The sequence below is a fragment of the Qipengyuania sp. genome, from assembly GCF_048550555.1.
Lineage (GTDB): Bacteria > Pseudomonadota > Alphaproteobacteria > Sphingomonadales > Sphingomonadaceae > Qipengyuania.
The window spans coordinates 31741-45888 of sequence record NZ_JBLYYF010000015.1; the positions used below are offsets into that span (position 1 = coordinate 31741).

At 66.8% G+C, this 14148-nt stretch carries 13 protein-coding genes; 6 read left to right on the forward strand and 7 right to left on the reverse strand.

Annotation, left to right across the window (positions count from 1 at the left end; all coding sequences use genetic code 11):
• Positions 1–9: 9 nt before the first annotated feature.
• The 4 genes from ACN4E0_RS02655 (at position 10) to ACN4E0_RS02670 (ending at position 3925) form a co-directional block, all read left to right on the forward strand.
• Positions 10–765, forward strand: a complete 756-nt coding sequence (locus tag ACN4E0_RS02655; protein WP_419565262.1) for a 16S rRNA (uracil(1498)-N(3))-methyltransferase — start codon at positions 10–12, stop codon at positions 763–765.
• Positions 766–806: 41 nt separating this feature from the next.
• A complete protein-coding gene (locus ACN4E0_RS02660; RefSeq protein WP_419565264.1) occupies positions 807–2177 on the forward strand; it encodes a glutamate--cysteine ligase in 1371 nt (456 codons plus the stop codon).
• A 174-nt stretch (positions 2178–2351) separates the two neighbouring features.
• Positions 2352–3581, forward strand: a complete 1230-nt coding sequence (locus tag ACN4E0_RS02665; protein WP_419565266.1) for a cytochrome-c peroxidase — start codon at positions 2352–2354, stop codon at positions 3579–3581.
• A gap of 41 nt (positions 3582–3622) precedes the next feature.
• Positions 3623–3925 (forward strand): putative quinol monooxygenase, encoded by a 303-nt coding sequence (locus ACN4E0_RS02670; RefSeq protein WP_419565269.1) that lies wholly within the window; start codon positions 3623–3625, stop codon positions 3923–3925.
• On the opposite strand, the gene ACN4E0_RS02675 is transcribed toward ACN4E0_RS02670, so the two are convergent.
• The 5 genes from ACN4E0_RS02675 to ACN4E0_RS02695 form a co-directional block, all read right to left on the reverse strand.
• Positions 3926–5272, reverse strand: coding sequence for a methyltransferase family protein (locus tag ACN4E0_RS02675; protein ID WP_419565271.1), 1347 nt, complete (start codon positions 5270–5272; stop codon positions 3926–3928).
• 64 nt (positions 5273–5336) lie between these two features.
• Entirely contained in the window at positions 5337–6683 is a 1347-nt protein-coding gene (locus tag ACN4E0_RS02680) for a PQQ-binding-like beta-propeller repeat protein (RefSeq protein WP_419565272.1), read from the reverse strand.
• Positions 6684–6722: 39 nt separating this feature from the next.
• The gene (locus tag ACN4E0_RS02685) at positions 6723–7523 is read right to left on the reverse strand and encodes a tetratricopeptide repeat protein (RefSeq protein WP_419565274.1); all 801 of its coding nucleotides are present in this window, start codon (positions 7521–7523) and stop codon (positions 6723–6725) included.
• A 117-nt stretch (positions 7524–7640) separates the two neighbouring features.
• Positions 7641–8792: a glycosyltransferase family 4 protein gene (locus tag ACN4E0_RS02690; RefSeq protein WP_419565275.1), complete on the reverse strand. Its 1152-nt coding sequence runs from the start codon at positions 8790–8792 to the stop codon at positions 7641–7643.
• Positions 8789–9655 carry an alpha/beta fold hydrolase gene (locus ACN4E0_RS02695; RefSeq protein ID WP_419565278.1) on the reverse strand — a complete coding sequence of 289 codons (867 nt, stop codon included), beginning with the start codon at positions 9653–9655 and terminating at the stop codon, positions 8789–8791. The genes ACN4E0_RS02690 and ACN4E0_RS02695 overlap by 4 nt, the downstream gene beginning before the upstream one ends.
• A 75-nt stretch (positions 9656–9730) precedes the next feature.
• Between ACN4E0_RS02695 and ACN4E0_RS02700 the strand changes: the two genes are divergently transcribed.
• Entirely contained in the window at positions 9731–11149 is a 1419-nt protein-coding gene (locus ACN4E0_RS02700; RefSeq protein ID WP_419565281.1) for a protein adenylyltransferase SelO family protein, read from the forward strand.
• The gene (astD, locus tag ACN4E0_RS02705; RefSeq protein ID WP_419565283.1) at positions 11094–12626 is read left to right on the forward strand and encodes a succinylglutamate-semialdehyde dehydrogenase; all 1533 of its coding nucleotides are present in this window, start codon (positions 11094–11096) and stop codon (positions 12624–12626) included. The genes ACN4E0_RS02700 and astD overlap by 56 nt, the downstream gene beginning before the upstream one ends.
• A gap of 6 nt (positions 12627–12632) precedes the next feature.
• On the opposite strand, the gene ACN4E0_RS02710 is transcribed toward astD, so the two are convergent.
• On the reverse strand, positions 12633–13343 hold the full coding sequence (locus ACN4E0_RS02710) for a hypothetical protein (RefSeq protein ID WP_419565285.1): 711 nt from the start codon (positions 13341–13343) through the stop codon (positions 12633–12635).
• Positions 13344–13560: 217 nt separating this feature from the next.
• Complete coding sequence (locus tag ACN4E0_RS02715) at positions 13561–14034, reverse strand: glycine zipper 2TM domain-containing protein (RefSeq protein ID WP_419565287.1); 474 nt, start codon at positions 14032–14034, stop codon at positions 13561–13563.
• Between the last annotated feature and the right edge of the window lie 114 nt (positions 14035–14148).

Sequence of the window (14148 nt, forward strand, 5' to 3'; positions counted from 1 at the left end):
TGCAAAGCCATGCCTGCCACCCCCGCCTGGCCACCCAAGAGCGCCCCGCGCCTGTTCGTCGAGCAGCCCCTGTCCGCTGATGAGCCCGTGCAGATCGAGGGCAACCAAGCGCATTACCTCGCCAAGGTGATGCGCGTTGCTCCCGGCGATGCCGTGATCCTGTGCGATGACGTGACCGGCGAATGGGCGGCCGAAGTGATCAAGGTCGGCAAGCGTCACGTCCTGCTGCACCCCCGGCAGCATCAGCGCCCGCGCGAACCGGTGCCCGATTTCTGGCTCTGTCCCGCACTGCTCAAGAAGGACCGCTTCGACATGGTGCTCGAAAAGGCGACCGAGCTCGGTGCCGCGCGGATCGTCCCGGTCGTTACGCGCCGCTGCGTCGCCGACAAGCTCAATGCCGAGCGCGCCGCGACGGTGGTCACTGAAGCCGCAGAGCAATGCGCGCGCACCGCGCTGCCCGAAGTCGCGCCGGTAACCAAGCTCGAGGCGCTGCTGCGCGACTGGCCGCAGGAACGCCACCTGTTCTTCGCCGACGAGGAAGGCGGCGAGCCGGCGGCCGACGCCTTCTGCTATGCCGAGGGGCCCGCCGCGCTGCTGGTCGGTCCCGAAGGCGGCTTCGACGATGCCGAGCGCACCGCGATCCGCGCGCATCCCGCTTCGGTGGCGATCACCCTCGGGCCCCGCATCCTGCGCGGCGAGACCGCGGCCATTGCCGGCATGGCCGTATGGATGGCCGAGGCGGGCGACTGGCTCGAAGAAGAATAATTTCCTTTCCACGCAAGGTTGCGTTTCCTAACGCAACCGGCATGAGCACGCGCGACACCTCCGCCAAGGACGATCCGATCATCGAATCGCGCGACCAGCTGGTCGCCCCGATGCAGCTCGGCGAAAAGCCGGAAGCGGACTGGCGCATCGGCACAGAGCACGAGAAGCTCGTCTACTGCCGCAAGAGCTTCACGGCGCCCTCCTACGACGAGCCCGGCGGCATCCGCGACATCCTGATGGCGCTGACCGAGTTCGGCTGGGAGCCGATCGAGGAAGGCGGCAAAGTCATCGCGATGAAGGGCGACGACGGCACCGTCAGCCTGGAACCCGCCGGCCAGCTCGAACTGTCGGGCGCGCCGCTGGAGAACCTCCACCAGACCTGCGCCGAAACCGGGCGCCACCTCGACCAGGTGAAGCAGGTCGGCGAACGCTTCGGCGTGGGCTTCCTCGGTCTCGGCATGTGGCCCGACAAGACCCGCGAAGAGCTGCCGGTGATGCCCAAGGGCCGCTACGAAATCATGATGCGGCACATGCCGCGCGTCGGCAGTCTCGGCCTCGACATGATGCTGCGCACCTGCACCATCCAGGTCAATCTCGACTATTCGAGCGAGGCCGACATGGCGCAGAAGTTCCGCACTGGCCTCGCGCTCCAGCCGCTGGCGACCGCATTGTTCGCCAATTCGCCCTTCACCGAAGGGAAACCCAACGGTTACCTTTCGTACCGCAGCCATATCTGGAGCGACACCGACCCGCACCGCACCGGCATGCTGCCTTTCGTCTTCGAAGACGGCTTCGGCTACGAACGCTGGGTCGATTACATGCTCGACGTGCCGATGTATTTCGTCTTCCGCGACGGTAAGTATATCGATGCCGCCGGCCTCAGCTTCCGCGATTTCCTCGATGGCAATCTCTCGGTCCTGCCCGGCGAGAAGCCCACTCAGGGCGACTGGTGGGATCACCTCTCGACCGCATTCCCCGAGGTGCGGCTCAAGAGCTTCCTCGAAATGCGCGGCGCCGATGGCGGCCCGTGGAGCCGCATTTGCGCGCTGCCCGCCTTCTGGGTCGGGCTGCTCTACGACCAGACCGCGCTCGATGGCGCCTGGGATCTCGTCAAGCACTGGACGATGGAAGAGCGCGAGGAACTGCGCAACGCCGTGCCGAAACTGGCCCTCGATGCGCCGATCCCGGGGGGCGGCAAGCTGCGCGACCTGGCGAAGGACGTGCTCGCCATCTCGCGCGCCGGACTGGCCGCTCGCGGCCGCTACAACAGCTCGGGCGACAACGAGACCGGCTTCCTCGAGACGCTCGACGAGATCGTCGCCAGCGGCAGGGTTCCGGCGCAGGTCCTGCTCGATCGCTACCACGGCGAATGGGGAGGCGACATCAAGCGGGTCTACAAATACAGCTTCTGAACCCGCACCGATCGTATCGGGTTGTCACAGGGGTAACGCCAGCGTCTCGGAACGCGCACTTTCCATCGAGCGCGTACAAGATGATACCGGCCGCCGTTGACCTGTCCCCCTTCCCCGTCATTCATCGACCCGGGTCCCGAGGGATGAGAGGATGAGGGTCTGGGCATGCCAAACATGGCGCGCAATATCGTATCGATCGCGGCGATGACACTGGCCCTCGCGGCCTGCGGCGGCGGCGGTTCATCGGGGACCATTGGGGGCGGCGGAGGTACCGCGGTGGTGGCGCCCACACCGACCCCTGCGCCCACGCCCACCCCGCCCACAACCAGGAACGAGGACGGCAACGCGATCATCCAGGCCTATCTGCGGCTCGATCTCGATGCGCTGGAAAATTACGCCGCGCCCACGCTGCCGGCCTATTACGACAACACCGCCTTCGCGCTCGACAACACGCCCGACAACGCCCCCGTGAGCGACGATCTGGCCATGCTCGGTCGCGTGCTGTTCTACGACACCGCGCTGAGCGTGAATGATTCGATCAGCTGCGCCAGCTGCCATCAGCAGCGCTTCGGCTTCGACGACAACGAGCGCTTTTCCGAAGGCTTCGCCGGCGGCGCCTTCACCGGCGCGCATGCCATGCGGCTGGGCAATGTGCGCTTCTACCAGCCGGGCGACATGTTCTGGGACCGCCGCGCCGACAGCGTGGAAGACCAGGCCACGCAGCCGATCCTCAACCCGGTCGAAATGGGCTGGATCGACAATGGCGGCCTCGCCGCGCTGGTGACCAAGCTGCAAGGTCTCGAGTACTATCCCGTGCTGTTCGACTACGTGTTCGGCGATCAGGCGATCACCATGAACCGGATCGAGCGGGCGCTGGCCAATTTCGAGCGCGCGATGATCTCTACCGACAGCCGCTGGGATCGCGCCTATGCGCAGGTCTTCGATCCCAACGCCCAGAACCGCAACCTGAACGCGAACCTGCCGGGCTTCTCGGCCAGCGAAAACCGCGGGCGCCAGCTGTTCATGGGCGGCCCCAACAATGGCGGCGCAGGCTGTTCCGCGTGTCACCAGCCGCCGACCTTCGCGCTCAATGCCAACAGCCGGTCCAACGGGCTCGACGCGGGCGAGACGACGATCTTCAAATCGCCCTCGCTCAAGAATGTGGGGCTCTCGACCAACTTCATGCACGATGGGCGCTTCGACACCTTGCTCGACGTCATCGTCCACTACGACCTGGGCATCCAGGCCGGCCCGGCGCTCGACAACCGTCTGCAGGCGGGCGGCGCCCCCCGGCGACTCAACCTCTCGGTCAGCGACCGCCAGGCGCTGGTCGATTTCCTCCTTACGCTGACCGACGACACGCTCACCAGCGACCCGAAATTTTCCGATCCTTTCATCCGGTGACCTGCTATCGCCTCTCTCCACGCGACGACGGGAGAGAGGCGATGATCCAGATAAACGGCACGATAAAGCTTGGGCGGCCGATCGATGCGGCGACGCGCAAGGCGATGGTCGAAATGATCCGCGCGAGCCGCGCCGAGGACGGTTGCCTCGACTACACCTTCGCCAGCGACCTCGCCGATCCCGACACGCTGGTGCTGTTCGAGCGCTGGCGCGATCGCGAGGCCCTGGCCGCGCATGGCGCCTCTGCCCACGTGGCCGAATTCCAGAAGGTCATGGCCGCCAATCCCCCCGAATCGCGCGACCTGCGGATCTACGAAACCGACGACGGCCAGCCGCTCGGCTGACTATTCGGCAGGCTGGGCCTCGATCGCCGGCCGCGGCCGAAAGCGGTGCCACATCCGCGTCAGCGGCGCGGTTATGAGACCGTGCTGCGCCATCCATGCGTGGTATTCGCGATATTTCGGATCCTCGGCGAGGAGATGCGCCTCCTCGGTCTTGGCGCGCCAGAAATAGATTCCGTTGACTAGCGCGAGGAAGAAGCAGTTGCGGATCGTCTCGACCAGCGAGCCAGTGGTGACGAGGAACGGCATGACCGAGGCCCACCAGAACAGGTTCTTCGACACATAGGCCGGGTGGCGGGTGAAGCGATAGGGCCCGTTGGTCAGCACCCCGCGATAGGTGAGATTAGAGAAACGCAGTCCGAAGGCGAAGGTGGCCCAGGCATAGATCGCGGTCAGGGCCACCAGCAGGGCGCCCCACAGCGCGATCGCCAGATCGTGTCCCTCCAGCCAGTGCAGCCAGCCCGCCGTATCCTCTTCGTAGAAGATCGCCTTGCCGTTGCCGAGAATGCCCCAGACCGCCGGCGGATAGCAGATCAGCGCCGCGATCCAGCCGCCGAGCAGCGGGTTGCCCGAACGGATATGCGCATCGAGCGGGCGCATGGTGACGATATAGCCGACCGTCCCGATCATCACATCGATCATGAACATCGCCTCGATCACCGTCAGCGCGATACGCTCGGGACGCGCCATGACTTCGGCGAAATCGGCGGTCACGATGTGGCGGAAGGCGAAAGGGATGATCGAGATCATGAAGGCGGTGAAGAAGGCCTTGATGATCCAGGTCCGCCAGTGCTTCTTGACCTCGTCCGGCTCCCAGCCCGACCGCATCAGCAGCAATGCGCCGAAATGCCATGCGTGGTCGCGTGGATTGACCAGCGCGCGGTCGATCCAGAAGACATAGGGTATCGACAGCACCACCAGCGGCAGCGCGGCGTACCCAAGCACCTGCATCGAGAAGACATACTGCCCCTGCCAGTACCAGCGGCACAGGCAGTAGAGCCCGGCGATGATCGCCCAGGTCGCCCACAGCCCTGCCAGCTTGACCCAGGTGGCGCCGCGATCGGGCTTGCGGCTGCTGACCAGCGTCCAGTCGAGCCCGGTCGAGGGGCGCAGATGGACCTTGTCGACGAGCACCGACCAGGCAGCCATGGGGATCGCCGCCGCGAGCAGGCCGACGAGCGCCGAATTCTGCCCGCCCAGCGTATCGTGCGGCACGGCCCAGTCGAAGGACTCCGCAATAGTGGGGAATGCGCGCGCGAACGCGACCCAGGCGAACAGCCCGGCAAGGCCCACCAGCCCCACGGCCGAAGAGACGTCGCTCCGCGGCCGCGCAAGGGGTGCTTGCTCCATCGCACTCATGACCCTGCCTCGTTAGCCCAGATTGGTTAACACGCCGGTCACGCTAGCACGAAAATCAGCGGAATGCCGTAATCCGGCCGCTGTCGTCGAGAATGTAGAGCGTGTTGTTCGCCACGATCGGCGCGAGCGAGACCGACTGGTCGAGATCGGTGAACAAGCTCGCCGACCCCTCGCCGGTGCTGATACGATAGACCTCGCCTTCCGAATTGACCGCCCACAGGCTGTCGCCGGCGAGCACCGGGCCCGACCAGAAGATCGGCCCCTTCTTGTCTTTCTCGTCGCGCCAGCGCGGCATCTGGGTAAGCCAGCGTACCTTGCCCGTTGCACGGGCGATGGCGAGCAGGCGCGCATCGTCGGTGAGGGTGAAGATCCATTCGCCCGCGACGGCCGGAGTGGAGATGCCGGCGAGATTGAGTTCCCAGATCCGCTGGCCGGTAACCAGCTCGTAGGCGGCCATGCGGCCGCCCTGACCGAGCGCATAGACCCGGCCGTTGTCGATGATCGGATCGGCATCGATATCGGTCAGCGAGCCGACCGAAGTCGAGATCGAGGTTCGAGCGAGGGCATCGGCCCACAGCGTGCGGCCGTTCTCGTAGCGATAGGCGTTCAGTTCGCCCGAGCTGTAGCCCGCGATCACCGTGCCCTGCCCCGCGGCAGGAGCGGCGACGCCGAAGACGCCAGCCTGCGTCGAGGAGCCCGTTTCCTGCCACTGGACCGAACCGTCGGCGGCGCTGAGCGCAAAGATCTGGTTGTCCTGCGTCATCACGAAGATCGACCCGAAGGCGATCGTCGGCGAACCGCGCAGCGGCCCCGAGGGCTTCACCTTCCACAGCACGGATCCGTCGGCGGCATTGAGCGCCACGACGTTGCCGGCGCCGTCAGTCATGTAGACCTTGCCGTCGTCATAGCTCGCCCCGCCACCGAAGGCCGAGGGTCGCAGGTCGCTCTCGAGGCCGGGGTCGTAGGCCCAGCGGCGCGCGCCGTTCTGGGCATCGAAGGCGGATAGCGTGCCATCGCCGCCGACGGCGAACAGCATGCCGCCGCCCACCACCGGCGAGGCACCGAGCCGGCGACGCTGGCTCGCGCCCTCGATATTGACCGTAAAGGCACGCGTCGGGTTCGACGAAAGTGCCACATGGCCATAGGACTTGCTGGCGGTGCCGCCGGCCTGGGCCCAGCTTTCATTGACCTGTGCCGGCGGGAGCACCACCGACACACTCGCCAGCGCCGGATCGACCTTGGCGCCGGTCTCGATCCGCGAAAGGATCGGCTGGCGATCGCCCAGCGTGGGGGTGACCTTCTTGTCCTTGCCGCCGCCGAACAGGCCGCCGCCCGCGCAGGCGCCAAGGCCGATCGCCAGAGCCACGACGAGCGCCGAGCGCGAGAGGTGTGTGCGGTTCATTGAAATCCTCGTTCCGTGTCTTGTCCGGGCGCAGCGGCCCTATTCGGTGGCAGCCGCGACGTCATCGCCTGCAGCCTCTTCGCGTTCGACCCCTTGTTCCTCGAGCAGCGCATCGACATCCTCGATCGCATCGACGCCCAGCACGCCGGCCATCTGCCGCGCGCGCGAACGAAGGCTTTCGGGTGCGTCCTTGTCCTGCGCGATCTGCGCGAACAGCGCACCGGCCTCGGCCTTCTTGCCCTGATCGAGATAGGCATGCGCCAGCAGCTCGCCGGCGCTGGCGAAATAGGGCTTGCCCGGGACCGCCAGCGGCTTGAGCGCGGCGACGATCTCGGCGCTCTTCATGCTGTCGTAGTTGAGCGCCGCATCGCGCAGGCGGGCGAGGTCGCGAAGCGCGGGGGCAGCGTCCTCATTGTTCGCCACGCGCTTGAACAGGTCCGAGGCCTGCGCGCTATCGCCGCGCTGTTCGGCGATCCCCGCGCGCATCAGCACGGCGGCCACCGCCGCGCCGTTGCCATCCTTGCCGGCCAGCCCCTCGAGCTGGTCGTAGCCGGAATCGAGATTGCCCGCCTGGATCTGGTCGAGCGCGCCGACAAGCGTCTCGGCATCGCGCTCCATCGCGGCTTCCTGGCGGCTCTCCCAATAGAGATAGCCGCCGAAGGCGGCGAGCCCTGCCAGCAGCACACCGAGCAAGGGCTTGCCCCAGTGGTTGAGAAACGCTTCGGCATCGCCCTGGCGGACGGCATCGTCGACCTCGCGCAGCAACGCCTCCTGCTGGGCGTTTTCTTCCTTGGCGCGCTTTTCTTCGCGGGAGATTTCGTTCTTCGGCGTCAGGGCCACTGCGGCGGGCTCCATCTGGATAGGTGTCGGTTTGCGCGGCTCTTTACGGGCAGGCGGGGGCAAGGGCAATGGTCGGGAATGCCTGTCCCCCAGCGCGTGAATGCCGGATGAAAGGACCTAGAGGTCAATTCGCATCGCGCTCGAATAGAGACGGCGATAGGTGGCGATCATCTTCGCCTCGTCGAACTCGGCCACGGCCCTGGCCCGGTTGGCTTCGCCGACCTCCTTGCGCAGGTCCTTCGAGACGGCGAGCTGGACCAGCGCCATCGCCAGTTCCTCTTCCTTGCCCGGCTGGGCGATGAACTCGGCATTGGGCGCCGACACCATGTGCGCGATGTCGCCGACCGCGGGGGCGACCACCGGCAGGCCGGCGGCCATCGCCTCGACCACCGAGAGGGGGAATTGCTCGGAATCGCTCGACAAGGCGAAGATGTCGAACAGGCCGATGACCCGCGCCGGATCGGAAACCGCGCCGGGCAGGTGGACGCGGTGATTGATCTGCAAGCGATCGGCCTCGGCCATGATCGCGTCGCGCGCCGCGGCGTCGCCATCGCCCAGGATCACCAGCTGCCAGTTCTCGGGCAGGTCGGCGAAGACCCGCACCAGCCGCGGCAGGTTCTTGATCGTGCGCAGTCCGGCGAGCGTGCCGACCCAGAATTCGCCCGGATGCTTGATCAGCCGCAACGCGTCCTTCTTGGGCCGCATGGCGAAGGCCTTGGTATCGATCCCGTTGGGAATGCGCTTCACCCGGCCGAGCGGCTGCTGCCAGTCGACCAGCGCGATCTCCTCGAGCCGTTCGGAGGGCACGACCAGCCCCGCTGCGCGCCCGAGCGCGATGCGGCGATACCAAGTGCGGCTCGGCTTGAGCTTTTTCAGCTCGCTCTCGTCGAAGCCGTCCTCGTGATGGATCAGCGGCGGGAGATTGTGCAGGTCCTTGAACAGCGTGTGCGCCATCGCCGCGTCCATCGCGCCCCAATTGTAGGTACAGACGAGATCGTAACCCTTCATTGCCTTGGCGAGCCTCTGCAGCCGCCCCGGCGTGGGCCAACCCTTGAGGCTGGGAAATTCGGGCTGGAGGCGGACGTCGATCCCCTCGTCGATCCGCTGAGCCGCACCGAGATTCTCCGGCTCGGCCGAGACGATCGTATGCCGCGCCTTGCGGCCGAAGGCGTTGATCAGCTGCACCGTGCGCAATTCCTTGCCGCCGGGGGCGAAGGTCGAATGGAGGTGCAGGATATGCGGCACCGCGCCGCCACGGGGCCGGTTCATGCGACGCGCGCCAGCAGGCGGTCGATCGCCGCACGCGCTTCGGGCTCGTCGAGCGTGGGAGCATGGCCGACCTGCGGGATCACCGCGCTTTCGGCATTTGCAGCCACCCGCTGCATCTCGGCAAAGCTGGCGGGAGAGAGGAGTGTCGACAATTCGCCGCGGAGCAGCAGCAGCGGCTTGTCGGCGAGCGCGCGGAAAGCGGGCCACAGATCGACCGGCGCGGCCGCCTCGGGCGACGCCAGAATCGGTTCGGCGAGCTTCATGTCGTAATCGAACACGATCCGCCCGCTGCTCGACAGCGTCATCACCCGCTTGGCCATCGCGATCCACGCCTGGATGTCATAGCCGGGAAAGCTGGCGCCATGCACTTCCTCGAGCGCGCGCGCCGCATGCATCCAGGTCGGGAAACTGCGCCCCTGCCCGACATAGGACTTGATCGTGTCGAGCCCTTCGGTCTCGAGCACCGGACCGATATCGTTGAGCACCGCACCCGCGATCCGCTCCGGCTGCGCCTGCGCCAGCAGCAGGGTCATCAGCCCGCCCATCGAGGTGCCGATCGAAACGAAGCGCTCGATCCCTTCCTGTTCGAGCAGCGCGACCAGGTCTTCGACATAGGTCGGCAGCGCGTAGCCATCCGAGCTTTCGGAATAGTCGCTGTCTCCGCGCCCGCGGGTGGAGGGGACGAGCACGCGCCAGCCCTGCGCTGCGATATGCGGGGCGAGATCCTCGAAATCGCGGGCATTGCGCGTCAGTCCGTGCAGGCAGATCACCGGCGGGCGCTCGCCGACGCTGCCGTATTCGCGAAAACGGAGGGTGAGACCGTCGGCGCTGGGCCAGTGACGGTCGGTGAAGCTGGTATCCATGTGTGGCGGCAAAAACCCCGGTAACTTGGCGGTCGAGCCCTTGTGTCGGGCTGGCTTGCCGCCCACTATCGCCGCATGCGCGCAGAACCGCAAGCCGCGAGCTATCGCCCCGACACGCCGATCGAAACCCTTGCCGACTGGATCGGCGACGCGGTCGAGTCGGCTCCCTTCCCCGAAACGCGGCTGCGCTTCCGCAACGATGCTCATGCCGCGAGCATCGGGCTCGCAGATCTGACCGACGAGGAATGGCTGCGCCATTTCGGACGCTTCGAGCCGCTCGAGGGCAACCTCGCCCACCCTCTGGCGCTGCGCTATCACGGGCACCAGTTCCGCGTGTACAATCCCGAGATCGGCGATGGCCGCGGGTTCCTCTTCGCCCAGCTGTGCGATGGCGCGGGTCGGCTGCTCGACCTCGGCACCAAGGGGTCGGGACAGACTCCGTGGAGCCGCGATGGTGACGGGCGGCTGACGCTCAAGGGCGCGGTGCGCGAGATCCTCGCCACCGAAATGCTCGAAGCGCTCGGCGTCTATACTTCGAAGACCTTCAGCGTGGTCGAGACCGGCGAGAAACTGTGGCGCGGCGACGAGCCCTCGCCCACCCGCTCGGCGGTGCTGACGCGTCTCAGCCACGGCCATATCCGCATCGGCACCTTCCAGCGCCTGCTCGCGCTCGAGGAACGCGGGCACATGGAGCAGCTGGTCGACTATTGCCTTGCGCACTTCCCCGGCCCGCCACCGCCCGAAGACGCGCCGGGGCGCGACGAACCGGCGGTGCGGCTGATGCATCTGGTCGTCCAACGGCTCGCCGACCTCGCGGCGAGCTGGATGGTCGCGGGCTTCGTCCACGGCGTGCTCAACACCGACAACATGAACATCTCGGGCGAGAGCTTCGACTACGGGCCGTGGCGCTTCCTCCCGCATTGGGACCCGGCATTCACCGCCGCCTATTTCGATCACCAGGGGCTCTATGCCTTCGGTCGCCAGCCCGAGGCGCTGCACTGGAATTGCGGGCAACTCGCGGTCGCGCTGCGCCTGGTGGCCGAAGCCCCGCCGCTGATCGCCGCGATGGAGCGCTTCGGACCGCTCTACATGGAAGCCATAGGGCGGCGCTGGTGCTGGCGTCTTGGCCTCGTCCCGCGGGATGCCGAGGCCAACGCGCGGCTCGTCGCCGCCTCGGAAAAGGCGCTGCGTGAGAGCGGCATGGCGCCCGACGCCTTCTTCTTCGCCCATCGCGGCGCGCGCGGGGCGCAAGGCGAGCTTGCCGAAGCGCTGGACAGCTTCGAAGCGGTGACGAGCGATCACCCCTATTGGCGCGACGATGCGCCGCAATCGATGCTCATCGAGGAGGTCGAGGCGATCTGGTCCGCCATTGCGGAACACGACGACTGGCAGCCGCTCCACGACAAGGTATCGGCGCTGCGGCGGATGGGCGACGCACATGGCAAGCCGCCCTCGCCCGCCGGACAGGCTCCGGTCGGCGAAGAGGTCGATTGACGCGGCGCGTCTGACCCACCACTTAGGGCCCGATTCGAGCCGCAGAGAGGAATATCATACCACAATGGCGACCGAACTGGTCTCAACCGAACCCGCGACCGGCAAAGAGATCTGGCGCGGCAAGTCCGGCAATGTCGATTCCGCGATCGAACGCGCGCGCAAGGCCATGCGCGCCTGGTCGCGCGAGCCGCTCGCCCGCCGGATCGAATTCATGCGCCGCTTCGCCAACACCGTGCGCAAGCATGCCGAGCCCTTCGCCGAGCTGATCGCGCGCGAAACCGGCAAGCCGCTGTGGGAAGCGCGCACCGAGGTCGAGGCGGTGATCGGCAAGGTCGAGATCTCGGTTACCGCCTATGCCGAGCGGACCGGGATGAAGAAGCTCAACAGCGCGCTGCAGGGCACCGCCGCGGTGCGCCACAAGCCGCATGGCGTGATGGCGGTGCTGGGCCCGTATAATTTCCCCGCGCACCTGCCCAACGGCCATATCGTCCCGGCGCTGATCGCGGGCAATGTCGTGATCTTCAAGCCGAGCGAGAAGACCCCGGCGGTAGGCGAATTCCTCACCCGCTGCTTCCACGAGGCGAAGATTCCCGAAGGCGTGGTGCAGTGCATCCACGGCGGGGTCGAGACCGGCCAGGCGCTGGTCGAACACTGGATGGTCGACGGCGTGCTGTTCACCGGTTCGGCGCGCGCGGGCATTGCGATCAACCGCAAACTCGCATCCGATCCGGGCAAGATCGTCGCGCTGGAAATGGGCGGCAACAACCCCATCGTCGTGGTCGACACGCCGAAGGTAGAGGACGCGGCCGCGACCATCATCCAGTCGGCCTTCACCACCGCCGGCCAGCGCTGCACCGCCGCGCGGCGACTGATCGTGGTCGATTCGATGTTCGACAAGATCGTCCCCGCGGTAAAGGCGCTCGCCGAGCGGCTGATCGTCGACGAACCCTTCGCCGATCCGCAACCCTTCATGGGCTGCGTGATCGACAACGGCACCGCCGATCTGCTGTCGGAAAGCTTCGTCGCGCTGATGAACCGCGGCGGCACGCCGATCATGCACATGCGCCGCCCCGACGAGAAGCTGCCCTTCCTCTCGCCCGGCATCCTCGACGCGACCGACGTTCACGAACGGCCCGATATCGAGCTCTTCGGCCCGCTGCTGCAGGTGATCCGCGTGGCCGATTTCGAAGAGGCGATCTACGAGGCGAACAACACGCGCTACGGCCTTTCGGCCTCGCTGATCGGCGGCAAGCCGAGCGATTTCGACCATTTCTGGGACGAGATTCGCGCCGGGATCGTCAACTGGAACCGCCCGACCAACGGCGCTTCCTCGGCCGCGCCCTTCGGCGGGGTAGGCCTGTCGGGCAATCATCGCCCGGCGGCCTTCTATGCCGCGGATTACTGCGCCTATCCGGTCGCCAGCAACGAGATGGAACAGCCGCGCGCCAGCATCGGCGTAGGCGTCAAGGACGCCTGAAGCGGCTCAGTCGGTAGTGACGAGGTCGATCTCGGTCACGCCTTGCTGCAGGCGCCGGCCGTAGACGACATAGGCCGACTTGCCCTTGGTACCGCTGAGGATGCTGTCGCCCCCGCTGGTGACATGCTCGACGCTGTAGCCCGAAGTTTTGGCGCGAGTGTTGTAGAAGGCGAGCACCTCGTCGAGCGCGACGGGGGTCAGGAAAGACACGACGCGCAGCGCGCATTGGCCCTCGTCGGTACCGGCGGCTTCCTGCGTGTTGCCGCGCGGATAGACCGGGAAGGCCGCAGGCAGCTTGGCCGCCCAGGCCGAGGTGTAATCGACCTTGTCGCCGCAATTCGCACCGCCTGGCGCGACCGCGGCCTTGGCCGCAGCGACCATCGCCTTGCTCGGCGCGGCGTCCTGGCCCAGCGCCTTGGCGGCGGGAGGCGCCACCAGCTTACTGCGCCCGCCGACCAGTTCGGCGGCGCGGCTGCGCGCAGCTTCGACGGCGCGCGGAGACTTGTCGATATTGGGCACCGCCGCGTTGCCCGTGCCCGACAGCGCGGCATTCGCCTCGTTGCGGCCGGCAAGGTCCGGATCGGTCGCCAATTCGTCGTTGAGAGCTTGTTCGCTGGCCGGATCCATTGCGTCGCCTGCTGCCTCGCCCTCGGTCTTGTCACCGCAGCTTGCGAGCAGGGCGACGGGGAGGAGTGAGACCAGCAGGCGACGTTTCATCTGTAGACCTTCAGCTTGGGAACACGGACCCCATAGGGCTGGATTCGCGGATGAATCCAGCGGGGCGGAGCGGCTGCACCATAGCGGGACAGCCGGCACCGAAAAGACTAATGGGCGCCGCCCGCCCCCGCAAGCGAGGACGAACGACGCCCGCACGATCCGCTGGGGACCGCGGTATCCGGCCGTGGGTGGGCACGGCCGAATCTCAGTATTTCAGTTAGCCGCAGCGGGTGCTGGAGCGGTCGATCGAACGGCCGAGCAGTGCGCCCGCGGCACCGCCGAGGATGGCGCCGAGCGTGCGGTCGCCGCCGCGCCCGGCGACTTCGTGGCCGATCAGCGCGCCGACCCCGGCACCGACCAGCAGGCCCGTGGTGCCATTGTCGCGGCGGCAGTAATAGCGTCCGTCATTGCCGCGCCAGATGCGCGTGTCGGCGCGAACCGGCTGACCGTAGTAGCGGCCATAACCTTCGTAATAGGGCTGCGCGCGGTAGCTGCCGCGATAGCCGCGGTAGTCGCGCTCGCGATGTTTGCGATACTTGCGGTGCTTGCCATGCTCGAAGGCCATGTCGCCAGTGACCGCGGCGTGCGCGCCGAGGCCGGTGTGGGTCACGGGAGCGGCGCTCGCCGGCATGGCCAGCGCGAGGCCGGTGGCGGCAAGAGCCATCGAGGCGGTCCTGAAGGTCTTCGCCATGATCAACATCCTTTCTTCGTCGGTTTGCGGAACTCACTCCGTCGATGCCGTTAAGCTTTACACCTCCGAATATGAACGGAATGCAACACCGCTGTCAGATTTACGCTTTTCGAT

Excerpts from the sequence above, each read along its gene's own strand:
- ACN4E0_RS02655 (WP_419565262.1), top strand. The coding sequence starts at position 10 with ATGCCTGCCACCCCCGCCTGGCCACCCAAGAGCGCCCCGCGCCTGTTC.
- ACN4E0_RS02660 (WP_419565264.1), top strand. The coding sequence starts at position 807 with ATGAGCACGCGCGACACCTCCGCCAAGGACGATCCGATCATCGAATCG.
- ACN4E0_RS02665 (WP_419565266.1), top strand. The coding sequence starts at position 2,352 with ATGGCGCGCAATATCGTATCGATCGCGGCGATGACACTGGCCCTCGCG.
- ACN4E0_RS02670 (WP_419565269.1), top strand. The coding sequence starts at position 3,623 with ATGATCCAGATAAACGGCACGATAAAGCTTGGGCGGCCGATCGATGCG.
- ACN4E0_RS02675 (WP_419565271.1), bottom strand. The coding sequence starts at position 5,272 with ATGGAGCAAGCACCCCTTGCGCGGCCGCGGAGCGACGTCTCTTCGGCC.
- ACN4E0_RS02680 (WP_419565272.1), bottom strand. The coding sequence starts at position 6,683 with ATGAACCGCACACACCTCTCGCGCTCGGCGCTCGTCGTGGCTCTGGCG.
- ACN4E0_RS02690 (WP_419565275.1), bottom strand. The coding sequence starts at position 8,792 with ATGAACCGGCCCCGTGGCGGCGCGGTGCCGCATATCCTGCACCTCCAT.
- ACN4E0_RS02695 (WP_419565278.1), bottom strand. The coding sequence starts at position 9,655 with ATGGATACCAGCTTCACCGACCGTCACTGGCCCAGCGCCGACGGTCTC.
- ACN4E0_RS02700 (WP_419565281.1), top strand. The coding sequence starts at position 9,731 with ATGCGCGCAGAACCGCAAGCCGCGAGCTATCGCCCCGACACGCCGATC.
- astD (WP_419565283.1), top strand. The coding sequence starts at position 11,094 with ATGGCAAGCCGCCCTCGCCCGCCGGACAGGCTCCGGTCGGCGAAGAGG.
- ACN4E0_RS02710 (WP_419565285.1), bottom strand. The coding sequence starts at position 13,343 with ATGAAACGTCGCCTGCTGGTCTCACTCCTCCCCGTCGCCCTGCTCGCA.
- ACN4E0_RS02715 (WP_419565287.1), bottom strand. The coding sequence starts at position 14,034 with ATGGCGAAGACCTTCAGGACCGCCTCGATGGCTCTTGCCGCCACCGGC.